Here is a 24,041-nt window from a genome sequence, read left to right as displayed (position 1 = left end):
TGTTATCAGGCAACCCCAAACGTCTCATTGCTGGAAATAATCTGCTCGACAAAACCTACGATATCAACGTGAAAGGAACTATCGCCCCGGGCGCAACACGCAATTTAATGATGACCGGTCTGATTAGCGGCTGTAAAAAAGGCAGCCATTCGGCTGCCTCAGTCTCCCCAACGTCTTACGGATTAGTTGTTGCGGATGTACTCATCCATTTCGGTTTTCAGGTTATCGGATTTCGTACCGAAAATCGCCTGAACACCGGAACCAGCAACCACTACGCCCGCTGCGCCCAGTTTCTTCAGGCCAGCCTGATCCACTTTGGACACATCAGCGACGCTAACACGCAGACGGGTAATACATGCGTCAAGGTTAGTGATGTTTTCTTTACCACCAAATGCAGCAACCAGAGCCGGTGCCATTTCGCTGGTGCCGGTAGCTTTCGCATCTTCAGTTGCGTCTTCACGGCCCGGGGTTTTCAGATCCAGAGCTTTAATCAGCACGCGGAAGATGGTGTAGTAAACAATCGCATAACCGATACCGACAATCGGGAACAGCCACAGCTTGCTGCTGTTACCAGACAGGACGATGAAGTCGATCAGACCGTGCGAGAACGATGTACCATCGCGCATACCCAGCAGGATACAGATCGGGAATGCCAGACCTGCCAGAATCGCGTGGATGATGTACAGGATCGGCGCTACGAACATGAAGGAGAACTCGATTGGCTCGGTAATACCGGTCAGGAACGAGGTCAACGCCGCGGAGATCATGATACCGCCCACTTTAGCGCGGTTTTCTGGTTTAGCAGAGTGCCAGATAGCAATCGCGGCAGCCGGCAGACCGTACATTTTGAACAGGAAGCCGCCAGACAGTTTACCCGCAGTCGGGTCACCCGCCATATAACGCGGAATGTCACCGTGGAATACCTGACCTGCGGCGTTGGTGTATTCACCAATCTGCATCTGGAAAGGTACGTTCCAGATGTGGTGCAGACCAAACGGTACCAGGCAGCGTTCGATGAAGCCGTAGATGCCAAACGCAACTACCGGGTTCTGGTAAGCAGCCCACTGGGAGAAGGTCTGAATGGCGGAACCAATTGGCGGCCAAATAAAGGACAGCACAACGCCAGTAAAGATGGCAGCCAGGCCAGAAATGATCGGCACAAAGCGTTTACCGGCAAAGAAGCCAAGATACTCAGGCAACTTAATACGGTAGAAACGGTTAAACATGTACGCTGCAATCGCACCGGAGATGATCCCCCCGAGTACGCCCGTATCCGCCAGGTGTTTAGCGGCAATTTCTTCAGCAGGTAAATGCAGTACCAGCGGCGCAACCACGGCCATGGTTTTTACCATGATGCCGTAGGCAACAACTGCGGCCAGAGCGGATACGCCATCGTTATTGGTAAAGCCGAGGGCGACACCAATTGCAAAAATCAGTGGCATGTTTGCAAAAACGGAACCGCCCGCTTCTGCCATAACATGCGATACAACGGCGGGCAGCCAGCTGAAATTCGCGGAACCGACGCCAAGCAGAATACCTGCGATAGGCAGTACGGATACCGGCAGCATCAGCGATTTACCGACCTTTTGCAGGTTAGCAAATGCATTCTTAAACATAATTGAGAGTGCTCCTGAGTATGGGTGCTTTTAACGTTCTCACGCGTGGCAAGGGGGGGAGAACCTTGCCGTGTACAGGGCGTCTAAGCGCCCTTTATTTATTACACAGAGTAAAATAATTCATTATCGATTTGTTTGACGGCTATCACGTTTCAACTTCGGACCTTTAGCGAAGTTGCACGTATTGACAAAATAAATGCCATAATGCATCAAACATGGTTATTCACCGCCCAATTTGCGGCGGTGAACTTTACTCGTTTTAGTAATTAATTACGAGCCTTAAAATAAATTCATTTAACGGATGGATTGAAGGCGGGAAGCGTCGATGTGAAACAGGCGGGCGAAGTTATCGGTGGTTACCTGCGCCAGCTCTTCAACGGCAACACCTTTCAACACAGCCATGTATTCAGCAACATCACGAACCATTGCAGGTTGATTCTCTTTTCCTCGATGCGGCACAGGTGCCAGATAAGGCGCGTCAGTTTCGACCAGTAACCGGTCGAGCGGCACATAACGCGCGGCATCACGTAGTTGTTCTGCATTACGGAAGGTCACAATGCCGGAGAAGGAGATGTAAAATCCAAGATCCAGTAATTTGCCTGCCGTTTCTCTGTCCTCTGTAAAACAGTGTAGTACGCCACCGCAATCCGTCACCTTTTCTTCGCGCAGAATTGCCAGCGTATCGGCGCGGGCGTCACGCGTATGGACGATAACCGGCTTGTTCAGTTCACGACCAATCTGGATATGGTGGATGAAAGACTCTTGCTGACGCACTTTAGTTTCCGGCGTGTAATAATAATCCAGCCCGGTTTCCCCGAGAGCAACAACGCCCTCTTCCGCCGCCAGGCGGCGCAAATCTTCCACATCATAGGGATCGTTCTGGTTGAGCGGATGCACGCCGCAAGAAAATACGACGTTGTCACGTTCACCTACCAGATCCCGCATATGCAGATAACCCGGTAATGTCGTGGCGACCGCCAGACAAAATTTCACATCGCGCGCAGCGGCTTTCGCCAGAACGTCATCCACGTCCTTATGCAAAGATTCATAATCCAGACCATCGAGATGGCAGTGTGAGTCGACTAAAAACATGATGTCTCTCTTAAAGATGAGGAACCGGTAGCACAACGCCCGGTTGCAGGTAATGCTCAATACGCAGTAAAAGATCGGTGATGAGAAGCTCGCGGTTTACGCCAGTGACAGAAATTAACTGCTCACGAGTGTGACAAACATCCCCCAGTATAGCCTGCAGGCGCGCGGGAGAAAGCTGGTTTGCCAGCGCAGCAACAACGCCCGGCACATCAACATTGGTAACCTGCGAAGCGCCATACTTGCGCTTGAGCGCGTCCATCATCAGGGTTGCCAGCCAGTGCAGACGCGCCGGAGCTTGTTCATGATTAAGTGTCGGCAACAGGGAATACCAGTCGCCAGATTGCACACTGTGAGCCAACGCCTGGCAAAGTGTTTCGCGGGCCTGCCAGGTATCTCCCTGAAACAACGCCAACGCCGCGCCTGGCGAACCGGCGCTTAAGCGCAGTGCGGCAAGTAACGCGTCCTGTGACATTGTCACTTCACGTGAAAGCCAGGTCACGGCGTACTGTTCTGGCGGTGGTGCGAGGTAATGTAGCCGACAACGACTACGTAATGTCGCCAGTAAACGTTCAAGCTCCCGGGTAGCAAGGAAAAACCAGGTTTCTGCCGGCGGCTCTTCCAGTGTTTTTAGCAAAGCGTTCGCCGCAGCGTCGGTCAGCAAGGCGGCATCGGTTATCCAGACAACCTTAGCACCGCCTAAACGCGCGTGCTCATTCAGTTTTTCGGTGACTTCACGCACCGCATCAATACCCAGCGCGTTCTTCCCTTTTTCGGGAGCAAGGGTGTAATAGTCGGGATGCGTTCCCGCCTGCATCAACTGACATCCACGACAGTGGCCGCAGCTTTTATGCCCTTCTGGTTGTTGGCACAGGAGGTAACGGCTTAAAGCGTAGATTAAGGCGTCATCGCCCATGCCAGGTAACGCCTGAATGAGTAGCGCATGGTGACCCCTTCCGGCCTGATAGCTGGCTACCAGTTTCTCGAAATCGGGTCTTAACCACGGATACCATCTCATGCGTTATGTTCCTTAACCCAGTGAGTCACGGTGGTGCGAATCGCCTCCATCACTGATTCCAGTGGCTGAGTGGCATCAATGGTGTAAATGCTTTTATCCTGTGCCGCCAGTTCAAGATAGCGAGCGCGAGTACGATTAAAGAAATCGAATGACTCTTGCTCAATGCGATCCAGTTCGCCACGCGCACGGGCGCGTTTTAGCCCCACTTCTGGGGTCACATCAAGATAAAGCGTCAAGTCAGGGCGAAAATCCCCCAGAACAGCATCACGCAGCGTTGCCAGCATATGCTGGTCAATGCCACGACCGCCGCCCTGATACGCCTGAGTGGAGAGATCGTGCCGATCGCCAATCACCCAGGTGCCTTTCGCCAGCGCCGGTTTGATGACAGTTTCCACCAGCTGAACGCGCGCGGCATAAAACATCAGTACTTCGGCTTTATCGGTAATGACTTCATCGCCTACCGATTTGATATCCAGCACCAGGCTTCTTAATTTTTCCGCCAGCTGCGTACCGCCGGGTTCTCGAGTGAAAACCATGTCGCGGATCCCCAGTTGCTCAAGCGTCTCAACCACCACGTTTCGCGCGGTGGTTTTGCCTGCGCCTTCCAGCCCTTCAATGACGATATACTTACTGCGCATTTTTTTCCTTAAGCACTTTCAGGTAATCCTGCACAGACTTGTTATGACTGGCAAGATTGGTATTAAACGTGTGACCGCCTTTACCATCGGCCACAAAATAGAGATACGGCGTTTTCGCCGGATGCGCAGCAGCCTTCAGCGAATCCGCCCCCGGCGTAGCAATCGCGCCTGGCGGCAGACCAGTAATGGTGTAGGTGTTATACGCTGTCGGCGTTTCCAGATCTGCACGAGAAAGTTTGCCATTATAACGCTCTCCCATCCCGTAAATCACCGTCGGGTCGGTTTGCAGGCGCATGCCGATACGTAAACGGTTGATAAATACTGAGGCAACCTGATCGCGCTCACTGGCAACGGCGGTTTCTTTTTCGATTATCGACGCCATCGTTACCAACTGGTTTTTATCTTTATACGGCAGACCATCCGCTCGTCCATCCCAGGCGCTATCGACCGCTTTCACCATTTTCTTGTGCGCTCGTTTGAGTAACGCGACATCAGTGGTATTAGCGGTATACATCCAGGTGTCTGGCCAAAACCAGCCTTCAATCCACTCTGGATTTTCAAGTTCCAGGGCCTGCGCCACGGTAGCGTATTTATCGTCGCTTAACGTGTGCGTGATATAGGGTGCCTCACGCAATTGTTTGAGGTAGTCGCTCAGACGCATCCCTTCTACCAGGCGTAGCGGAAACTGCGCTTCTTTCCCGCTTTTCAGCAATTGCAGCATTTCGCGCACGGTCATCTGCGGCGTAAAGCGATAAGTCCCGGCTTTGAAATGGGAAAGGTCCGGCTCAATACGCAGCAACCACTGAAAGACTCGGGGGCGATTGATGATTTTATCGGCATACAATTGTTCACCGAGAGCCATTCTTCCGGTTCCAGGTTTCAGGGTGAATATCGTCTCTTCTTTAATAAGTAATTTGCTGTCGGCAAGATGGTGAACCTTCCAGACGCCCACACCAGCGGCGATACCCAGTACCATCAGCAATAACAGGATAATCAAAAACACTTTTTTCATGACTAATTCGGGTGCTCACAAAGTGGGGCTAAATATTCATATAGCGTTGTTGACGAAAAGAAGACATCATCACAGGCACGCACAGGCATAACTGGCATCAGCGCATTACAAACCATCACTTCATCTGCCTGCATCACGTCTTCCAACGAGGCTTGCACTTCGGCAATCTGATAGGAGGATTGTGCCAGTAAACGGATACAGAATTGTCGCATAATACCGTTAACTCCAGCCTGATCCAGACGCGGCGTGTAGACCACGTTGCCTTTACGCCAGAACAAATTAGCTGCACAGCATTCCGTAACCCACCCTTCACTGTCAAGAACCAGCGCCTCGTCGGCGTTTGTCTGCTCAAGATGAGAGCGAATCAACACTTGCTCAAGACGATTAAGATGTTTAATTCCCGCAAGATGAGGATTGCGTCCCAGGCGTACCGGGCTTAGTGCCAGCAGCATTCCCTCTTTGCGTAAGCGGTCGTAATGCGTTGGGTAAGCCATAACTGAGAGCATGCGCGTTGCCGGTCCGCTGTTTAACGTACTGTAACCTCGCCCACCACTGCCACGACTGATCACCACTTTCAGCACGCCATTTTGCTGCTCTGCCGCCAGAGTCGCCATCTCGTGCTCAAGCTGCGTCCAGAAGTCACAAACGATCATTAATCGCTGACAGGCTTCCTGTAGTCGCGTCATGTGCGCGGATAATAAGCTGACTTTACCGTCGATAATTCTGGCTGTCGTGAAACAGCCATCGCCAAACTGTATGGCCCGATCGTTTGCTGCCAGCGAATCCTGTTTATGACCGTTAATTAAGAACATACCGGCTCCTTATAATAGGATTGTAAGTGTGGCAGCATGTTCACTGCGGAACAAGTCTGAATAAAATCTAAGAAAAAAGGCCCGCAAGCGGACCTTTTATGTAGGTGGAAAATGGCGACTTAGATCTTTTTGAAGATCAAAGAACCATTGGTGCCACCAAAGCCGAAGGAGTTACACAGGGTGTATTCCATTCCGCTGACCTGACGCGCTTCATGCGGCACAAAATCCAGATCGCAACCTTCATCCGGGTTATCCAGGTTGATGGTCGGCGGAACAGCCTGATCGCGCAGCGCCAAGATGGAGTAGATGGACTCTACTGCACCTGCTGCACCTAACAGGTGACCGGTCATGGATTTCGTGGAGCTTACCAGCACACGGCTTGCAGCTTCACCGAAGATAGTTTTCACGGCCTGCGCTTCAGCTTTATCGCCAGCTGGCGTAGAAGTACCGTGCGCGTTCACGTAGCCAATCTGGCCAGGCTCAATTCCTGCGTCACGCAGAGCATTTGCCATCGCCAGAGCTGCGCCTGCGCCGTTTTCCGGCGGCGACGTCATATGGTAGGCATCGCTGCTCATACCAAAGCCGACGAGTTCAGCGTAAATTTTCGCACCGCGTTTTTTCGCGTGTTCGTACTCTTCAAGTACCAGCATACCGGCGCCATCGCCCAGTACGAAACCATCACGCTCTTTATCCCACGGACGGCTAGCCGCTTGCGGGTTATCATTGCGGGTAGATAATGCACGTGCCGCGCCAAAACCACCAACGCCCAGCGGCGTACTGGCTTTCTCTGCGCCACCTGCAACCATCACGTCAGCATCGCCATACGCGATAATACGCGCAGCTTGACCGATGTTGTGCACGCCAGAAGTACAGGCGGTCGCGATAGAGATGCTTGGGCCACGCAGGCCATACATGATAGTCAGGTGACCTGCCACCATGTTCACAATCGTTGACGGAACGAAGAATGGGCTGATCTTACGCGGACCACCGTTCATCAGAGATGTGTGGTTTTCTTCGATCAGTCCGAGGCCGCCAATCCCGGAGCCAATTGCGGCACCAATGCGGGTTGCGTTCTCTTCCGTTATTTCAAGGCCAGAATCCTGCATGGCCTGAACGCCAGCGACAATTCCATATTGAATGAAGGCATCCATCTTGCGCTGTTCTTTGCGCGAGATAATGTCCTCACAGTTAAAATCCTTTACTAAGCCAGCAAATTTCGTTGCATAGGCGCTAGTATCGAAATGGTCGATTAGGCTGATGCCACTCTGACCGGCAAGCAGAGCTTTCCAGGTAGACTCTACGGTATTGCCGACAGGAGACAACATGCCCAGTCCGGTCACAACTACACGACGCTTAGACACGTTTGTCCTCCAGGGAGGGAAAAAAATGATTCTAGTGGGACAAAAAAGAAAAAACTCAGGCGGTCGAACGACCGCCTGGAGATGTTCACTTACGCCTGGTGGCCGTTGATGTAATCAATGGCAGCCTGAACGGTGGTGATTTTCTCAGCTTCTTCGTCCGGAATCTCAGTATCAAACTCTTCTTCCAGAGCCATTACCAGCTCAACGGTGTCAAGAGAATCCGCGCCCAGGTCTTCAACGAAAGAAGCATTGTTGGTAACTTCTTCCTGCTTAACGCCCAGCTGTTCGCCGATAATTTTCTTAACGCGTTCTTCGATAGTGCTCATACTCTTAAATTTCCTATCAAAACTCGCTTTCGCGATGGTTTTCGTAGTGTATAAAATGTTGAAAAATTTGCAACTAAATCCCGGCAGGTCTTACCACGATTTTACGTTATTTTGAGGCCATACCCCCCAACAACGCAAATCATTTTGCACTTATTATTACTCATAACCACGCAGACTGCGCGCAACATGAGCATTTTGTGCAAATCGCGGTCAGACCATGTACATCCCGCCGTTCACATGCAAAGTTTCACCCGTGATGTAAGCTGCTTCGTCGGATGCCAGGAATGCAACCGCGTTGGCGATTTCCTGTGCGCCGCCGAGGCGACCCGCAGGAACCTGCGCCAGGATACCCGCACGCTGGTCATCGCTCAGCGCACGTGTCATGTCCGTTTCAATAAAGCCCGGAGCAACAACGTTTACAGTAATACCGCGTGACGCAACTTCGCGCGCCAGTGATTTACTGAAGCCGATCAAACCCGCTTTCGCCGCAGCGTAGTTGGCCTGACCGCCATTTCCCATGGTACCAACCACAGAACCGATAGTGATAATACGACCATGACGCTTTTTCATCATAGCGCGCATTACCGCTTTTGACAGACGGAAAACAGATGAAAGGTTGGTTTCGATAATATCGTTCCACTCATCATCTTTCATTCGCATTAACAGGTTATCACGAGTGATACCGGCATTATTGACCAGGATATCGACTTCACCAAATTCTGCGCGAATTTTTTCCAGAACAGATTCGATAGATGCCGGGTCGGTCACATTCAACATCAGACCTTTACCGTTGGCGCCTAAATAATCACTGATCGCCTGAGCGCCGCTTTCACTGGTCGCAGTACCGATAACTTTCGCGCCACGAGCCGCGAGCGTTTCAGCGATTGCACGGCCAATCCCGCGGCTAGCACCGGTTACCAGTGCGATTTTTCCTTCAAAATTCATGTTGTTCCTCTTTTAAAGCTCGAGCGCCGCTGCCATCGCTGAAGGTTCGTTCAGCGCCGAGGCGGTCAGGGTGTCGACAATACGTTTCGTCAGGCCAGTAAGCACTTTGCCCGGTCCCACTTCATAAAGATGCTCAACGCCTTGCGCTGCCATGTATTCAACGGATTTCGTCCACTGAACAGGGTTATACAACTGACGTACCAGTGCATCACGAATGGCATCGCCATTGGTTTCGCATTTGACATCAACGTTATTCACAACCGGAACGGTCGGCGCGTTAAAGGTGATTTTCGCTAATTCAACCGCCAGTTTGTCGGCAGCGGGTTTCATCAGCGCACAGTGAGAAGGTACGCTCACCGGCAACGGCAGCGCACGTTTCGCGCCCGCAGCTTTACAGGCAGCGCCAGCACGTTCAACCGCTTCTTTGTGACCAGCAATAACCACCTGGCCCGGAGAGTTGAAGTTTACCGGAGAAACGACCTGACCTTCTGCTGCATCTTCACAAGCTTTCGCAATAGACGCATCATCCAGACCGATGATTGCCGCCATTGCGCCAGTTCCTTCCGGTACGGCTTCTTGCATGAACTTGCCGCGCATCTCAACCAGACGTACCGCATCAGCAAAATCAATCACACCAGCGCAAACCAGCGCGGAGTATTCACCCAGGCTGTGACCGGCCATCATTGCCGGTGCTTTACCGCCCTGCTGCTGCCATACACGGTACAGTGCAACAGAGGCAGTTAACAGTGCTGGCTGAGTTTGCCAGGTTTTATTCAGTTCTTCAGCTGGCCCCTGCTGGGTCAGCGCCCACAGGTCATAACCCAGCGCAGCAGAAGCTTCAGCAAAGGTTTCTTCGACAATTGGATAACTCGCCGCCATATCAGCCAGCATGCCAACGGTTTGAGAACCCTGACCAGGGAACACAAATGCAAATTGCGTCATGTTTAAATCCTTATCCTAGAAACGAACCAGCGCGGAGCCCCAGGTGAATCCACCGCCAAAGGCTTCAAGCAGAACCAACTGCCCCGGCTTAATACGCCCGTCGCGTACGGCTTCATCCAGCGCGCACGGTACAGAAGCGGCAGAGGTATTACCATGGCGGTCCAGCGTCACGACGACATTGTCCATTGACATGCCGAGTTTTTTCGCCGTTGCGCTGATAATACGCAGGTTCGCCTGATGTGGAACCAGCCAGTCCAGTTGGGAACGGTCAAGATTATTTGCTTCCAGCGTCTCATCAACGATGTGCGCCAGCTCCGTTACCGCAACCTTGAAGACTTCGTTGCCCGCCATGGTCAGATGAATTGAATTCTCTGGATTCACGCGGTCGGCGTTTGGCAGCGTCAGCAATTCACCATAACTACCGTCGGCATGCAGATGGGTAGATATGATTCCCGGCTCTTCAGAGGCAGCCAACACCGCAGCGCCCGCGCCATCGCCAAAAATGATAATGGTCCCGCGATCTGTGGGATCGCAGGTGCGCGCCAGTACATCGGAACCGACGACCAGAGCATACTTCACCGCGCCAGATTTCACGTATTGATCGGCCACGCTCAATGCATAGGTGAAACCTGCGCAGGCTGCGGCAACGTCAAACGCCGGGCAGCCTTTAATGCCCAGCATGCTTTGGATCTGACATGCTGCGCTCGGGAAGGCGTGGGTGGCAGAAGTCGTTGCCACAACAATCAGGCCAATCTGGTCTTTATCGATGCCTGCCATTTCAATTGCACGCGTTGCCGCTTCAAAACCCATGGTTGAAACGGTTTCGTTTGGCGCAGCAATATGGCGTTCGCGAATACCGGTACGAGTAACAATCCACTCGTCAGAAGTATCCACCATTTTTTCCAGATCGGCGTTTGTCCGCACTTGTTCGGGCAGATAGCTGCCAGTACCAATAATCTTCGTATACATGTACGCTCAGTCACTTTTCGGTTATATACCGTCACTTGCAAACTGCGAGTTCGCTGGCAGCGCCCTGCTACCGCAGAGTTCCGCTTTTGCCATCGTCCAGCAGCTCAAAACCAGCTGGGTATACAGATTTCAGGCGAGCGGCAATTCGCTGAGGAACTTGTCGCTGCACCGCCTGCACTGCCTGTTCAATCGCGACCGCAAAAGCTCGCTGATTGGCCGCACCATGACTTTTTATCACCGTGCCGCGCAATCCTAACAGACAGGCGCCGTTATACTGGTCGGGGTTGAGGTGACTGAATCGCCTCGTCAGGCTCTTTTGTAGCCAACGCTTTAATAACAGTAGCCACCACGACCGTTTTTTTCCTTCACCCTGAGATTTCAGCAGAGAAAGGAACATCCTGACAACACCTTCCATCGTCTTTAATGTGACATTTCCTGTAAAGCCGTCACAGACCAGCACATCTGTCTTGCCAGTTAATAACTCATTGGCTTCAAGATAGCCGATGTAATTGATAGAAGGGATTGTTTTCAGCACAGCTGAGGCATCCTGAATGCTGTCAAGACCCTTCACTTCTTCTTCACCAATATTGAGCAACGCCACGCGAGGATTGGGAATTTCCACCACCTCTTCAGCCAAAACAGAGCCCATAATGGCGAATTGCACCAACATTGTACTATCACAATCGACGTTGGCCCCTAAATCAAGGACCACCGTTTTGCCCTTTTGTTGATGCGGCAGCACCGTCACCAACGCCGGACGCTCAATCCCCTCAAGGGGCTTGAGTAATAATTTTGCCAGTCCCATCAACGCTCCGGTATTACCAGCGCTGACGCAGGCTTGTGCTCTACCTTCTTTAACCAACTCCAGCGCCACGCGCATTGAGCTACCGCGACTGGCGCGAATAGCTTGCGAAGGCCGGGCATCACTGGCGATAACTGACTGCGCAGGGATAATCTGCAGACGCGAACGTTGTTCAAAGTCAGCTTTAGCAAGTAATGGCGTGATGGCGTCGGGATTACCGACTAAAAGAAGAGTGACTTGCGAATTAGAATTCAGTGCCTGCAAAGCTGCAGGCACTGTCACGGAAGGACCGAAATCCCCTCCCATGACATCTAACGCCAGGGTTAGACGTGTCAAGGTATCGTCGCCGCCCGGTTTGGTCTTTCCCCAGTTGCCTGGGGAAAATCCTCACTAAGCTTCATCACGCAGACGCGTGATTACTTAGCGATGACCTTGCGGCCGCGGTAGTAACCGTCGGCAGTGATGTGGTGACGCAGGTGTTTTTCACCAGAAGTTTTGTCTACAGACAGGCTGGTGACTGCGGTCAGCGCGTCATGGGAACGACGCATGCCACGTTTGGAACGGGTTGGTTTATTCTGTTGTACGGCCATGGACCTTACTCCTCAATTACGGTTTATCCCCGATCCAACGGGGAGCACCAATTACTTACGCTTTAAGCTGGCTAATACGGCAAATGGGTTTGGCTTTTGCGCTTCTTCAGGCAGTTCACCAAAGACCATGTCCGCTTCGGACACTTCACAGTGTTCAGAATCATGCACCGGAACTACCGGCAAGGCGAGGATGATTTCATCTTCAACCATTGCAAGCAGATCGATTTCACCGAATTCGTTAACCTCAATCGGTTCATACGCTTCCGGCAGTGCTTCAGCCTGTTCGTCTGAACGCACAGGACTAAAACAATACGTTGTGTAGACCTGATGAGTAAACGGCTTCCCGCAACGCTGACACTCGAGCGTTACCGTCACCTTCGCATCGCCGTTTAACACCGCGAGACGTTGGTTATCGATAGCGAACGACATGGAGCATTCCACATCACTGTCCACACTGACCACAGATTCGGCGACGCGCTCAACCTGATCAGGAGTATAAATACCCTGGTAATCAAGGCGTTTTTGAGCCGTACGAACCGGATCGAGAGTCAGGGGTAATTTTACCTTTTGCATAGGGCGCGCATATTAACTTTGTAACGTCATAGAGTCAAAGAAAAAGGCAGCCTGTGGTTGCCTTTTGCCAATAATTCGCACACATTGCGGGTTACTGCTTTATTTTCGTTCAGTGCTGACCACGAACATCAACCTGCAAAACGAAGCGCATAGTTTAAAATGGCTATCATCAATACGCTATATCTGATGGAAAAAAATATGCCTAAACTTATTTTAGCCTCCACATCGCCCTGGCGCCGCGTCCTACTGGAAAAACTGCAAATCTCTTTCGAATGTGCCGCGCCGGAGGTCGACGAAACCCCGCGCAGCGATGAATCACCGCGCCAGTTGGTGCTTCGACTGGCGCAGGAAAAAGCGCAATCTCTGGCGTCACGTTATCCGGATCATTTAATTATTGGTTCTGATCAGGTGTGTGTACTGGACGGTGAAATCACTGGCAAACCGTTAACGGAAGAAAATGCCCGTCTGCAATTACGTAAAGCCAGTGGCAATATTGTCACCTTCTATACCGGGCTGGCGCTGTTTAATTCGGCGAATGGGCATCTGCAAACAGAAGTTGAACCTTTTGACGTCCATTTCCGTCACCTGAGCGAGGCGGAGATTGATAATTACGTGCGTAAAGAGCATCCCCTGCACTGCGCAGGCAGCTTTAAGAGTGAAGGGTTTGGTATTACGCTGTTTGAGCGCTTAGAGGGGCGTGACCCTAACACGCTGGTTGGTTTGCCGCTTATCGCGCTCTGTCAGATGTTGCGCCGGGAAGGGCAAAACCCGCTGATGGGATAATTTTATGGGCCGGACGCGTTTACGCCGCATCCGGCAATTGGTGCTGACTGCCTGATGCGGCGTAAATGCCTTATCAGGCCAACCGCCTACTAGCAGGTTTATATGCTCGCATTAACGCGTGTTACGCAGTTTCTGCAAACAACGCTTCAAACCATCATCCATTGGCGCTTCGATACGCATCACCTCACCGGTCCCCGGATGGGTAAACTTCAGCGCCGCCGCATGCAGGAACAAGCGATTTAACCCCGTTCCCGCTTCAGTCAGTTGTTTATCGAATTCACGGTCGCCGTAACGATCGTCAAACGCTATAGGATGACCGGCATACTGAGTATGCACTCGGATCTGATGAGTACGTCCGGTAACCGGGCTACAACGCACCAGAGTGGCAAACGCATAGCGTTCCTCCACTTTAAAACGCGTTTCGGATGGTTTACCTTCCTGGCTCACACGCACAATACGCTCACCGCTTTGCAAAATATTCTTCAGCAACGGCGCTTGTACACTCTTCACGTGTGACTGCCACTGACCACGCACCAGCGCCAGGTAATCTTTCTGCATGCCTTTTTCACGTAACTGCTCATGCAGCGAACGTAACGCCGAGCGTTTTTTCGCCACCAGCAGCACGCCTGAAGTGTCCCTGTCGAGTCGATGCACCAGTTCGAGGAACCGCGCTTCAGGGCGCAACGCCCGCAAACCTTCAATAACGCCGAAACTTAAACCACTGCCGCCATGTACCGCCGTGCCGGACGGTTTATTCAGCACCAGAATATGATCATCTTCATATAAGATGACATCCGCCAGCGCCGCCACTTTTTGCAGATGTGGCGACACCGCATCTTCTTCCCGTTCGGCAACGCGAACTGGCGGAATACGCACTTCGTCGCCAGCTTCGAGTTTATATTCAGGTTTAATACGTTTTTTGTTCACCCGTACTTCACCTTTACGCAAAATACGGTAGATCATACTTTTTGGTACGCCTTTCAGTTGGGTACGCAAAAAATTATCGATACGTTGCCCTGCTTCGTCAGCAGTGATAGCAACGATTTTTACGGATGGAGTCTCTGTTTTCATGGTGGGCGATTCTAAATAGCCAGCAGGATTCGCGCCACTCATTTTTCTATGCTTATATTTAGTTTTGCACCTTATTACTTCGCAGGGTGATCACCTAATTGGTGGTTATTAAACCAATCGCCAGCAAGAAGTGAAAAAACTGTGAGTAAGTGGGTGATAAATGGTAAAAGTCATCTTGCTATAACAAGGCTTGCAATGGAATAATGAGAACGTTTCCGTGTCCAACCTTGTTAAAACAAGAAATTTTACGGAATAACCCATTTTGCCCGACCGATCATCAACGCAGCAATGGCGTAAGACGTATTGATCTTTCAGGCAGTTAGCGGGCTGCGGGTTGCAGTCCTTACCGGTAGATGGAAATATTTCTGGAGAGTAATACCCAGTCTGTTTCTCTGATAATTGCGCTGTTTTTCCGCATGAAAAACGGGCAACCGACACTCTGCGCCTCTTTGAGCTGACGATAACCGTGAGGTTGGCGACGCGACTAGACACGAGGCCATCGGTTCACACCCGGCAAGGCGTTACTTTGCCCGCAGCTTAGTCGTCAATGTAAGAATAATGAGTAAGTTACGATGAAAAGAATGTTAATTAACGCAACTCAGCAGGAAGAGTTGCGCGTTGCCCTTGTAGATGGGCAGCGTCTGTATGACCTGGATATCGAAAGCCCGGGGCATGAGCAGAAAAAAGCTAACATCTACAAAGGTAAAATCACCCGCATTGAACCGAGTCTGGAAGCTGCTTTTGTTGATTACGGCGCTGAACGTCACGGTTTCCTCCCTCTTAAAGAAATTGCCCGCGAATATTTCCCAGCTAACTATAGTGCTCATGGTCGTCCCAACATTAAAGATGTGTTGCGTGAAGGCCAGGAAGTTATTGTTCAGATTGATAAAGAAGAGCGCGGCAACAAAGGCGCGGCATTAACTACCTTTATCAGCCTGGCGGGTAGCTATCTGGTTCTGATGCCGAACAACCCGCGCGCGGGTGGCATTTCTCGCCGTATCGAAGGCGACGACCGTACCGAATTAAAAGAAGCACTGGCAAGCCTGGAACTGCCGGAAGGCATGGGGCTTATCGTGCGCACCGCAGGCGTCGGTAAATCTGCTGAGGCGCTGCAATGGGATTTAAGCTTCCGTCTGAAGCACTGGGAAGCCATCAAAAAAGCGGCTGAAAGTCGCCCTGCTCCGTTCCTGATTCACCAGGAGAGCAACGTAATCGTTCGCGCATTCCGCGATTACTTGCGCCAGGACATCGGCGAAATTCTTATCGATAATCCGAAAGTGCTCGAACTGGCGCGTCAGCATATCGCTGCATTAGGTCGCCCGGATTTCAGTAGCAAAATCAAACTGTACACTGGTGAAATTCCGCTGTTCAGCCACTATCAGATTGAATCGCAGATTGAGTCCGCCTTCCAGCGTGAAGTCCGTCTGCCGTCTGGTGGCTCTATTGTTATCGACAGCACCGAAGCGTTAACCGCCATCGACATCAACTCCGCACGTGCAACTCGCGGCGGCGATATCGAAGAAACTGCGTTTAACACCAACCTGGAAGCTGCTGATGAAATTGCTCGTCAGCTGCGTTTGCGTGACCTCGGTGGTCTGATTGTTATCGACTTCATCGACATGACGCCAGTACGCCACCAGCGTGCGGTAGAAAACCGTCTGCGCGAAGCGGTGCGTCAGGACCGTGCTCGTATTCAAATCAGCCATATTTCTCGCTTCGGCCTTCTGGAGATGTCCCGTCAGCGCCTGAGCCCGTCGCTGGGTGAATCCAGTCATCACGTTTGTCCGCGTTGTTCCGGTACTGGCACCGTGCGTGACAATGAATCCCTGTCGCTCTCTATTTTGCGTCTGATTGAAGAAGAAGCGCTGAAAGAGAACACCCAGGAAGTCCACGCCATTGTTCCTGTGCCAATCGCCTCTTACCTGCTGAACGAAAAACGTTCTGCGGTAAATGCCATTGAAACTCGTCAGGACGGCGTGCGCTGTGTGATTGTACCAAACGATCAGATGGAAACTCCGCACTACCACGTGCTGCGCGTGCGTAAAGGGGAAGAAACGCCGACCTTAAGCTACATGCTGCCGAAACTGCATGAAGAAGCGATGGCGTTGCCGTCTGAAGAAGAGTTCGCGGAACGTAAGCGTCCTGAACAACCTGCACTGGCAACCTTTGCTATGCCAGATGTGCCACCAGCGCCAGCTCCGGCTGAACCTGTAGCGCCTGCAGCAGCCCCGGCACCTAAAGCGGCACCAGCAACGCCTGCAGCTCCGGCACAACCGGGTCTGTTGAGCCGCCTTTTCAGTGTACTGAAATCGCTGTTCAGTGGCGGTGAAGAAACCAAATCGGTCGAGCAACCTGCACCAAAAGAGGAAGCGAAACCGGAACGTCAACAGGATCGCCGTAAGCCTCGTCAGAACAACCGCCGTGACCGTAATGAACGCCGCGACACGCGTAGCGAACGTACGGAAGGTAGCGATAATCGCGAAGAAAACCGTCGTAATCGTCGCCAGGCGCAGCAGCAAACGGCTGAGACGCGTGATAGCCGTCAGCAGGCTGATGTAACGGAAAAAGCGCGTACCACTGACGAACAGCAAGCGCCGCGTCGTGAGCGTAGCCGCCGCCGTAACGATGATAAACGTCAGGCGCAACAAGAAGTGAAGGCGCTGAATGTTGAAGAGCAATCTGTTCAGGAAACCGAACAGGAAGAACGTGTACGTCCGGTTCAGCCGCGTCGTAAACAACGTCAGCTGAATCAGAAAGTGCGCTATGAACAAAGCGTTGCAGAAGAAGTGGTAGCCGCACCGGTGGTTGAAGAAACTGTCGCTGCCCAGCCTGTTACTCAGGAAGCACAAGCCCCGAGCACTGAACTGGTGAAAGTACCGCTGCCAGTCGTAGCGCAAACTGCGCCGGAACAGCAAGAAGAGAACAACGCCGATAACCGTGACAACGGTGGCATGCCGCGTCGTTCTCGCCGTTCTCCTCGTCACCTGCGCGTGAGTGGTCAGCGTCGTCGTCGCTATCGTGACGAGCGTTATCCGTCCCAGTCACCGATGCCGTTAACCGTAGCGTGCGCATCTCCGGAACTGGCCTCTGGCAAAGTCTGGATCCGTTATCCGGTTGTACGTCCGCAAGATGTACAGGTTGAGGAGCAACGCGAACAGGAAGAAGTGCAGGTGCAGCCGATGGTGACAGAAGTCCCTGTTGCTGCCGCTGTCGAGCCGGTTGTTGCCGCGCCGATTGTTGAAGAGGTGGCTGAAGTTGTAGAAACACCTGTTCAGGTTGCAGAACCGCAACCTGAAGTTGTTGAAACAACGCATCCTGAAGTGATTGCCGCAGCGGTAACTGAACAGCCTCAGGTGATAGCCGAGGCCGATGTTGCCGTAGCGCAGGACGTTGCAGAGCACGCAGAACCGGTAGTTGAACCGCAGGAAGAGACGGCAGACATTGAAGAAGTTGCCGAAACTGCCGAGGTTGTGGTTGCCGAACCTGAAGTTGTAGCTCAACCTGCCGCCCCGGTCGTCGCTGAAGTCGCAGCAGAGGTTGAAACGGTAGCTCCTGTTGTATCCGAGGTAATCGTTGAACATAACCACGCCACTGCGCCGATGACACGCGCTCCGGCACCGGAATATGTTCCGGAAGCACCGCGTCAAAGTGACTGGCAGCGCCCAAGCTTTGCCTTTGAAGGTAAAGGTGCCGCAGGTGGTCATGCAGCAACACATCATGCATCTGCTGGCCCTGCGCGTCCGCAACCTGTTGAGTAAAACTTAACTCAAAGTGATCAAGCCCTGGCAACCGCCGGGGCTTTTTATTTCAGGGGCAGTGCCTTTGCTGTAATGACATTAGCGTTACATATGTTGTATAATTATTATCCATATAAAGCTGAAGGATTTTTTTATGCCAGCCGCCAACAACATTCCAGCCAGGCGCGAATCTTTAAATCTGCGCATAAAACCCGCAGAACGCGATCTTATCGACCGGGCCGCTAAAGCCCGAGGAAAAAATCGCACCGAATTTGTCCTTGAGGCCGCCAGAGCCGCCGCTGAAGAGGCACTCATTGAGCAGCGAATTTTCAGGATGGATTCTGATGATTATCAGCTATTTTTGAATCGGCTGGATCAGCCACCCGCGCCCAATTCTGCATTACGCAAAACCATGCGAACACCCGCGCCGTGGGAACAGAAAAAATGATTCAGGCCCCCGAACCACTCCAGGCAAAGCATCAATTCACCTCTTTTTGCTCGGGGGTAGAAACGATGGATAACTGGCTAAAGCAGAGGGCCCTAAAAAATCAGCTTGCAGGTGCATCACGTACATTTGTTGGCTGTGATACTCATAGCAACGTTTTGGCTTATTATTCGCTTGCCTCAAGCGCCGTCGAAATGCATGTCGCAACAGGACGATTTCGCCGTAATATGCCAGAACCGATCCCTGTTGTAGTACTTGGTCGTTTGGCAATAGATAAATCATTACAGGGTCAGGGTATCGGTCGCGCGATGGTCAGAGATGCCGGTCTACGAGTACTACAGGCAGCTGAAGTCATTGGTATTCGCGGAATGTTGGTCCATGCGTTATCAGACCAGGCCCGCGAGTTTTATCTGCGAGTGGGTTTTGAGCCGTCACCTGTCGATTCTATGATACTGATGGCAACATTGGCTGATTTGCAGGCATGTCTGTAATAGTTCTTTATGCCTCATAGCAAAAAAATGCCCGCCCCGGCGATCCCAGAGCAGGCAGACAAAACATACCCAGTTTCAAGATATGCTTAAAAACGAGCCTATTTGTTGAGCTGGAAAAGCGACAATCCTTGCATATCTGTAAACGCTTTGTACGACGCCTGCAACGCCGTTTGCTGCATGATGTAAGATGAAATAGTCGCATTCCAGTCTACATCAACCAGATCGCTCATCTGCTGCGTTTGCCCTAAAGCGCGATCGCTACCTAATGAATCCAGCGACTCCAGTTCATTCAGTTGCGTGCCGAGTTCCGCGCGTACGGTCAGGACATTATTCAGTGAGTTTTTCAGGCCACGGTTGGTTTTATCCAATGCCGCTGCGGCGGTTTCTTTATCCGCTTCGCTATCTGCAACTGGCGTTTTTAGCGCCGCGATGGCGCTATCCAGCATAGCAAACAGGTTAGTTTCAGAATCGCTACCGTCAGGTTCCGCTACCGCGTTGCTGGTGATACTGTTGAAAATTTTGTCACCTGTATGCCCTATCACCATTGAGCGAGAGGCATCGACCTGCTGCTTAATACTCTCTGTTCCGCCGACATAATCACCGTCAGCCTCACTAAACGGCGCGGATTCTGTTTTATAACCGGCAAAAATGTAACGCCCGTTCCCATCCGTGGTATTCGCCAGGTTTAACAACTGGTCGCGAATCCCCTGAATATCCGTTGCCAACGATGCCCGGTCATCATCACTTAACGTGCCGTTGCTGGCATAAACAATTTTTTCCTGGGCATTCTGGATTGCCGTCGTCACCTGGCCAAGCACGCTTTCTTCCAGCGACACCTTTTGGGTCGCGAAAGTCCGCGCCAGTGTGTACTGGCTGTTTTGCGCCTGCGCCTGGGAGAGAACCACGGCTTGTGATGCTGCAATAGGATCGTCAGAAGGGTTAACGACTCGCTTACCCGTCGACATCTGTTCGCCGTACTTCATCCATTCCGCCTGAGAATTGGTGATACCGCGCATATTTTGCTGGTACATCATCTGGGTACTGAAACGCATCTTATCTCCCCTTAGCGAATGTTAATCAGCGCATCAAAAATGGCATTCGCCGTCTGCAGAACCTGGGCATTGGCCAGATAATACTGCTGAAAACGTTGCAGATTGCCGTACTCTTCGTCGAGATTGACGCCAGAGATAGACTGCTGCTGATTAGAAAGTTGCGTCACCACATTACTTTGAGTAGTGCTGCTGGTTTTCAACGTAGCGGTTTTATTCCCGATATCGCTAACCAACGAGGCATAGGCATCGTTAAAGGATTTCCCCCCGCCGACCGTTTTGCCATTAGTTTGCAAATCCAGCAGCGCCTGACCATTGCGGTTGTCGCTTTCACCGGCAGTTTCGTCGCTTGCCATGGCGATTTTCGCTTCGTCAGTGATTAGTACATCCATATTGACGATGGCATCGCTTACCGGTTTCAAGGTGAAGCTGTCGTTTGGTTTTGGCGTTCCGGTGAAGGTCAGTTCCAGACCATCAAATGAGACTTTACCGTCGGCATCCGGCACCACCGTAAAAGTGGTATTGCTTGCCAGACGGGTGACCTGCCACTGATTATCTTGGAACGTGATTTTGTAATCTGTCGCCAGCACAGCGGAACTATCGGTCACCGTAGCACCGATCGCGGAGCTACCTTTGTTTTTGCTATTTTCCAGAACAGCGGGCTTACCAATAGCAAAGAAATCCCCCCCTTCTTTACCATTGGCATCATACCCCTTGTTATGTTGGGCATTGAAAGCCTCAGCAAATGCCAGCGCCAGTTGCCCGAGCGTATTACGCGTCTGGTCCAGGTCCTGAGAACGAAATGTCAGAATGCCGCCCAGCGACCCCGTATTCAGCAATTTCTCTGGGATCTCAATATGTTCCGCCGTCCCATCAACATAAGCGACTGTCGTACGAGAAGGATCGGCACTGGATGGGACTGCTGCAAGCTGACGTGCCGAACTGCCTTGAACCAGCGAATACCCATTGGCCATGGTGATATTGTAAGTACCCCCATCCTGAACGCTGACCTCAACACCAACGATCTGGTTTAATTCACTCACCAGTTGATCGCGTTGATCAAGGAGATCATTGGGTGATGCCCCTGCTCCCACACCTGTTAAACGGGAGATCTGATCGTTCAGGCTGGCGATTTGTTTGGCATAATTATTGATCTGGTCAACGCTGGCACCTATCGCGATATTGACCTGTTTGTCCTGGTCGCGCAGATACTGGTCAGTGGTTTTAAACTGATTTACCAGACCTTCTGCCTTGCCAATCAGCGCCTGCCGTGCAGCAGGATCCTCTGCGTTACTGACCAGCGTTTGCAAACTGGTAAAGAAGTCCTGCATTTGCGTTGCCAGCGACGTGGTGCTGCCAGAGAGCATATTGTCGATTTTCGACATTTGCTCATAACGGGAAGTCAGGCCGCTACTCTGGGTCTGGGCCGCACGTAACTGATTGGTAATAAACGCATCGTATTCACGTTGCACGCCAGAAACATAAACGCCATTGCCTCCCCAACCGCCCGCACCTAACGTACTGTTAGCCTGCGCCATAATGGTGGTTTGTCGGGTATATCCGGCAACGTTATAGCTGGAAATATTATTACTCGCCGTATTTAACGCCGCCTGGGCAGCGTTAAGTCCGCTCATGGCGTTATTAATCAAGCTGGACATGGAGGTTCCTTATAAGCCTTCAATTACCAAGCATTATCGGCAGACACCCGCCGGACTTGAATTATTCAGAACAGATTATCGATACTCATACTGTAGGTTTTGCTCACCTTGTCGCTTACCGATTTCAATTGCTGAATCATATTGGTGAGTTTGCGGGCATATTCAGGATCGGTGGCATAACCTGCATCCTGTAATGCCTGCGCCCCCTGCTCGGCGCTGGCAGCGCGAGTCACGGCGGCGTAGCGTGGATTACGGGTTAACAGCCCAACGTAATCTGACAATGCTTCGAAATAAGAACTGTAAACACGAAACTTCGCCTTTACTTTCTTCGCTTCGCCGTTTTCATATTCGGTGGTAGTGATTTCAGTAACTGGCCCTTTCCAGTTACCTGACGCTTTTACGCCAAACACGTTGTAGCTCGGCTCGCCATTTTCGCGACGAATTTGTCGTTGTCCCCAGCCGGATTCCAGCGCAGCCTGGGCGAGAATCAGATGATGTGGCACACCGCTTTGCTGGCTTGCCAATTGAGCTGGCTGCGAGAGCTGTGCAAGGAACGCTTTGCTGTCACCAGGCAACAAAGCATCGAAATTGTGCGGTAAAGCTTTTTGCACCATCTGCTTGAGCGCTTTATTTTGAAAACTCATCACCGTTTCAAGTGGGAATTTCATCGGTCCGGCAGGCATTTCTTCTGCTGGCAATGGCTGCTCTGGCGTCATCTGTTTTACCATCATCTCCGCAAGTCCCAGACCTTTGCCTGCTGTCATCTGTTGGGCTATCTGCTGGTCATACATGCTGGTGTAGAGCCGGGTATTCTCGCTGCTGAACAGGCCATCTTTAGGTAAGGCTTCACGCATGCTTTTTAGCATCATCTGCACAAACATCCCTTCCACCTGGCGAGCTACCGGGCGAATATTTGCAGCTGGATCTTCGCCCGCTTTCGCTTTCAGATCGTTAAGTGATTGAGCATCCCAGGCGGCGCTCGCCAGCAGCTTGCTGTCGCTAATCATCAGATGATTTCCAGTTTTGCCCGCAGACATCCCGCGCTTTGCATAGATTGCAGTATGGACATTAAATCCATCGGGGTGGCTCCCAAGGCGTTGAGCGCGCGCACTACGTTATTGAGGCTGGCACTGGAACGCACGCTTTGCAGCGAACCGCCGCTCTGGCGTAAGTCGATCTGCGTTTGTGGCGTTACCACAGTCTGCCCACCACCAAACGGCGTATCTGGTTGGCTGACATTGGCCTGACGATTTACCGTAACCGAGAGATTGCCCTGCGCCACCGCGCAGCTGTCGAGGGTCACTTCACGATTCATCACCACCGAACCAGTGCGCGAGTTAATCACGACTTTGGCGTCCTGCGGGGTGACATTGACCTGCATATTCTGGATATCGGCAAGGAAACGCACCTGGGAACTATTACCGCTCGGCACGCGAACCTGAATAGTTCGGGCATCTAACGCCGTGGCACTGCCGAATCCTCGGGTGCGGTTGATGGTATCGGCGATCTGCTGCGCCATCGCGAAGTCTTCGTCATTTAGCTGCAAATTGAAGGTATTGCCAGTGCCGAATTGGCTGGGTAATTCGCGCTCAATAATCGCACCGTTGGTGATCCGCCCGCCATTCAGTTGGTTAACCTGAACGCTGCTACCTCCCGCTGATGCCCCCGCGCCACCGACCAGAATATTGCCCTGCGCCAGCGCATAAACCTGGCTGTCGACGCCCTTAAGCGGTGTCATCAACAACGTACCACCACGTAAGCTTTTGGCATTACCCATGGAAGAAACCACCACATCGATGGTTTGCCCCTGGCGTCCAAACGGCGGAAGTGACGCCGTCACCATTACCGCAGCGACGTTTTTTAGCTGCATATTGGTGCCAGTCGGAACGGTAATTCCCAACTGTGAGAGCATGTTATTAAGCGTTTGAGTGGTAAACGGCGTCTGGGTCGTCTGGTCGCCCGTACCGTCAAGGCCAACAACAAGGCCATAACCAATCAGCGAGTTTTGCCGTACGCCCTGTACGCTGGTGAGATCGCGAATGCGGTCAGCCTGTGCAACGGTCGCTACCAGCAGAAGAATGAATACAGAGAGAAATTTAATCACCACAGCCTCA

23 protein-coding genes are annotated in these 24,041 nt (G+C 51.9%); 4 read left to right on the top strand and 19 right to left on the bottom strand.

Annotated elements, in window-relative coordinates:
• Window positions 1-182: 182 nt before the first annotated feature.
• From ptsG to yceD, 14 genes are all read right to left on the bottom strand, one after another.
• Window positions 183-1,616 (bottom strand): PTS glucose transporter subunit IIBC, encoded by a 1,434-nt coding sequence (gene ptsG, locus D9738_RS04980; protein ID WP_000475698.1) that lies wholly within the window; start codon window positions 1,614-1,616, stop codon window positions 183-185.
• 294 nt (window positions 1,617-1,910) lie between these two features.
• Window positions 1,911-2,708, bottom strand: coding sequence for a metal-dependent hydrolase (locus D9738_RS04975; RefSeq protein WP_130205555.1), 798 nt, complete (start codon window positions 2,706-2,708; stop codon window positions 1,911-1,913).
• Between the two features lie 10 nt (window positions 2,709-2,718).
• A complete protein-coding gene (gene holB / locus D9738_RS04970) occupies window positions 2,719-3,723 on the bottom strand; it encodes a DNA polymerase III subunit delta' (protein ID WP_130259677.1) in 1,005 nt (334 codons plus the stop codon).
• Window positions 3,720-4,361, bottom strand: coding sequence for a dTMP kinase (gene tmk, locus D9738_RS04965; RefSeq protein WP_130205551.1), 642 nt, complete (start codon window positions 4,359-4,361; stop codon window positions 3,720-3,722). The genes holB and tmk overlap by 4 nt, the downstream gene beginning before the upstream one ends.
• Window positions 4,351-5,373 (bottom strand): cell division protein YceG, encoded by a 1,023-nt coding sequence (gene yceG / locus D9738_RS04960; protein WP_130205549.1) that lies wholly within the window; start codon window positions 5,371-5,373, stop codon window positions 4,351-4,353. Before yceG ends, tmk begins: the two co-directional genes overlap by 11 nt.
• A 2-nt stretch (window positions 5,374-5,375) precedes the next feature.
• Entirely contained in the window at window positions 5,376-6,185 is an 810-nt protein-coding gene (gene pabC / locus D9738_RS04955; protein ID WP_130259676.1) for an aminodeoxychorismate lyase, read from the bottom strand.
• A gap of 119 nt (window positions 6,186-6,304) precedes the next feature.
• Window positions 6,305-7,546 (bottom strand): beta-ketoacyl-ACP synthase II, encoded by a 1,242-nt coding sequence (gene fabF / locus D9738_RS04950; protein ID WP_130205545.1) that lies wholly within the window; start codon window positions 7,544-7,546, stop codon window positions 6,305-6,307.
• Window positions 7,547-7,635: 89 nt separating this feature from the next.
• The gene (gene acpP, locus D9738_RS04945) at window positions 7,636-7,872 is read right to left on the bottom strand and encodes an acyl carrier protein (protein WP_000103754.1); all 237 of its coding nucleotides are present in this window, start codon (window positions 7,870-7,872) and stop codon (window positions 7,636-7,638) included.
• A 210-nt stretch (window positions 7,873-8,082) separates the two neighbouring features.
• Complete coding sequence (gene fabG / locus D9738_RS04940) at window positions 8,083-8,817, bottom strand: 3-oxoacyl-ACP reductase FabG (protein ID WP_001008542.1); 735 nt, start codon at window positions 8,815-8,817, stop codon at window positions 8,083-8,085.
• A 12-nt stretch (window positions 8,818-8,829) separates the two neighbouring features.
• A complete protein-coding gene (gene fabD, locus D9738_RS04935; protein ID WP_130215900.1) occupies window positions 8,830-9,759 on the bottom strand; it encodes an ACP S-malonyltransferase in 930 nt (309 codons plus the stop codon).
• Window positions 9,760-9,774: 15 nt separating this feature from the next.
• Window positions 9,775-10,728 carry a beta-ketoacyl-ACP synthase III gene (gene fabH / locus D9738_RS04930; RefSeq protein WP_130205541.1) on the bottom strand — a complete coding sequence of 318 codons (954 nt, stop codon included), beginning with the start codon at window positions 10,726-10,728 and terminating at the stop codon, window positions 9,775-9,777.
• 67 nt (window positions 10,729-10,795) lie between these two features.
• Complete coding sequence (gene plsX, locus D9738_RS04925; RefSeq protein ID WP_130259675.1) at window positions 10,796-11,866, bottom strand: phosphate acyltransferase PlsX; 1,071 nt, start codon at window positions 11,864-11,866, stop codon at window positions 10,796-10,798.
• An 80-nt stretch (window positions 11,867-11,946) separates the two neighbouring features.
• A complete protein-coding gene (gene rpmF, locus D9738_RS04920) occupies window positions 11,947-12,120 on the bottom strand; it encodes a 50S ribosomal protein L32 (RefSeq protein WP_000290727.1) in 174 nt (57 codons plus the stop codon).
• A gap of 51 nt (window positions 12,121-12,171) precedes the next feature.
• Window positions 12,172-12,693: a 23S rRNA accumulation protein YceD gene (gene yceD, locus D9738_RS04915; protein WP_001174481.1), complete on the bottom strand. Its 522-nt coding sequence runs from the start codon at window positions 12,691-12,693 to the stop codon at window positions 12,172-12,174.
• Between the two features lie 198 nt (window positions 12,694-12,891).
• Here yceD and yceF point away from each other — a divergent pair, with 198 nt between their 5' ends.
• Entirely contained in the window at window positions 12,892-13,476 is a 585-nt protein-coding gene (gene yceF / locus D9738_RS04910) for a 7-methyl-GTP pyrophosphatase (protein ID WP_064528833.1), read from the top strand.
• Between the two features lie 111 nt (window positions 13,477-13,587).
• On the opposite strand, the gene rluC is transcribed toward yceF, so the two are convergent.
• A complete protein-coding gene (rluC, locus tag D9738_RS04905; protein ID WP_024191859.1) occupies window positions 13,588-14,547 on the bottom strand; it encodes a 23S rRNA pseudouridine(955/2504/2580) synthase RluC in 960 nt (319 codons plus the stop codon).
• A gap of 572 nt (window positions 14,548-15,119) precedes the next feature.
• On the opposite strand from rluC, the gene rne reads away from it, so the two are divergent.
• The 3 genes from rne (at window position 15,120) to D9738_RS04885 (ending at window position 19,220) form a co-directional block, all read left to right on the top strand.
• Complete coding sequence (gene rne / locus D9738_RS04895) at window positions 15,120-18,305, top strand: ribonuclease E (RefSeq protein WP_130259674.1); 3,186 nt, start codon at window positions 15,120-15,122, stop codon at window positions 18,303-18,305.
• Window positions 18,306-18,438: 133 nt separating this feature from the next.
• Entirely contained in the window at window positions 18,439-18,732 is a 294-nt protein-coding gene (locus tag D9738_RS04890; RefSeq protein ID WP_130259673.1) for a DUF1778 domain-containing protein, read from the top strand.
• Window positions 18,729-19,220: a GNAT family N-acetyltransferase gene (locus D9738_RS04885; RefSeq protein ID WP_130205533.1), complete on the top strand. Its 492-nt coding sequence runs from the start codon at window positions 18,729-18,731 to the stop codon at window positions 19,218-19,220. Before D9738_RS04890 ends, D9738_RS04885 begins: the two co-directional genes overlap by 4 nt.
• Before the next feature lie 98 nt (window positions 19,221-19,318).
• Here the strand turns inward: D9738_RS04885 and flgL are convergent, their stop codons facing one another.
• The 4 genes from flgL to flgI form a co-directional block, all read right to left on the bottom strand.
• Window positions 19,319-20,272, bottom strand: coding sequence for a flagellar hook-associated protein FlgL (gene flgL / locus D9738_RS04880; RefSeq protein WP_130215892.1), 954 nt, complete (start codon window positions 20,270-20,272; stop codon window positions 19,319-19,321).
• A gap of 11 nt (window positions 20,273-20,283) precedes the next feature.
• Window positions 20,284-21,927, bottom strand: coding sequence for a flagellar hook-associated protein FlgK (gene flgK / locus D9738_RS04875; protein WP_130258295.1), 1,644 nt, complete (start codon window positions 21,925-21,927; stop codon window positions 20,284-20,286).
• Window positions 21,928-21,992: 65 nt separating this feature from the next.
• Window positions 21,993-22,934 (bottom strand): flagellar assembly peptidoglycan hydrolase FlgJ, encoded by a 942-nt coding sequence (flgJ, locus tag D9738_RS04870; protein WP_130205527.1) that lies wholly within the window; start codon window positions 22,932-22,934, stop codon window positions 21,993-21,995.
• On the bottom strand, window positions 22,934-24,031 hold the full coding sequence (flgI, locus tag D9738_RS04865; protein WP_130259672.1) for a flagellar basal body P-ring protein FlgI: 1,098 nt from the start codon (window positions 24,029-24,031) through the stop codon (window positions 22,934-22,936). Before flgI ends, flgJ begins: the two co-directional genes overlap by 1 nt.
• Window positions 24,032-24,041: the final 10 nt, after the last annotated feature.

The sequence above is a fragment of the Escherichia sp. E10V5 genome, from assembly GCF_004212315.1.
Classification (GTDB): Bacteria; Pseudomonadota; Gammaproteobacteria; order Enterobacterales; family Enterobacteriaceae; genus Escherichia.
This window is presented reverse-complemented; position numbering and strand designations above follow the sequence as displayed.

Bases quoted from the DNA above. Each gene is read 5' to 3' on its own strand.
- ptsG (WP_000475698.1), bottom strand. From the start codon at position 1,616: ATGTTTAAGAATGCATTTGCTAACCTGCAAAAGGTCGGTAAATCGCTG.
- D9738_RS04975 (WP_130205555.1), bottom strand. From the start codon at position 2,708: ATGTTTTTAGTCGACTCACACTGCCATCTCGATGGTCTGGATTATGAA.
- holB (WP_130259677.1), bottom strand. From the start codon at position 3,723: ATGAGATGGTATCCGTGGTTAAGACCCGATTTCGAGAAACTGGTAGCC.
- tmk (WP_130205551.1), bottom strand. From the start codon at position 4,361: ATGCGCAGTAAGTATATCGTCATTGAAGGGCTGGAAGGCGCAGGCAAA.
- yceG (WP_130205549.1), bottom strand. From the start codon at position 5,373: ATGAAAAAAGTGTTTTTGATTATCCTGTTATTGCTGATGGTACTGGGT.
- pabC (WP_130259676.1), bottom strand. From the start codon at position 6,185: ATGTTCTTAATTAACGGTCATAAACAGGATTCGCTGGCAGCAAACGAT.
- acpP (WP_000103754.1), bottom strand. From the start codon at position 7,872: ATGAGCACTATCGAAGAACGCGTTAAGAAAATTATCGGCGAACAGCTG.
- fabG (WP_001008542.1), bottom strand. From the start codon at position 8,817: ATGAATTTTGAAGGAAAAATCGCACTGGTAACCGGTGCTAGCCGCGGG.
- fabD (WP_130215900.1), bottom strand. From the start codon at position 9,759: ATGACGCAATTTGCATTTGTGTTCCCTGGTCAGGGTTCTCAAACCGTT.
- fabH (WP_130205541.1), bottom strand. From the start codon at position 10,728: ATGTATACGAAGATTATTGGTACTGGCAGCTATCTGCCCGAACAAGTG.
- rpmF (WP_000290727.1), bottom strand. From the start codon at position 12,120: ATGGCCGTACAACAGAATAAACCAACCCGTTCCAAACGTGGCATGCGT.
- yceD (WP_001174481.1), bottom strand. From the start codon at position 12,693: ATGCAAAAGGTAAAATTACCCCTGACTCTCGATCCGGTTCGTACGGCT.
- yceF (WP_064528833.1), top strand. From the start codon at position 12,892: ATGCCTAAACTTATTTTAGCCTCCACATCGCCCTGGCGCCGCGTCCTA.
- rluC (WP_024191859.1), bottom strand. From the start codon at position 14,547: ATGAAAACAGAGACTCCATCCGTAAAAATCGTTGCTATCACTGCTGAC.
- rne (WP_130259674.1), top strand. From the start codon at position 15,120: ATGAAAAGAATGTTAATTAACGCAACTCAGCAGGAAGAGTTGCGCGTT.
- D9738_RS04890 (WP_130259673.1), top strand. From the start codon at position 18,439: ATGCCAGCCGCCAACAACATTCCAGCCAGGCGCGAATCTTTAAATCTG.
- D9738_RS04885 (WP_130205533.1), top strand. From the start codon at position 18,729: ATGATTCAGGCCCCCGAACCACTCCAGGCAAAGCATCAATTCACCTCT.
- flgL (WP_130215892.1), bottom strand. From the start codon at position 20,272: ATGCGTTTCAGTACCCAGATGATGTACCAGCAAAATATGCGCGGTATC.
- flgK (WP_130258295.1), bottom strand. From the start codon at position 21,927: ATGTCCAGCTTGATTAATAACGCCATGAGCGGACTTAACGCTGCCCAG.
- flgJ (WP_130205527.1), bottom strand. From the start codon at position 22,934: ATGATTAGCGACAGCAAGCTGCTGGCGAGCGCCGCCTGGGATGCTCAA.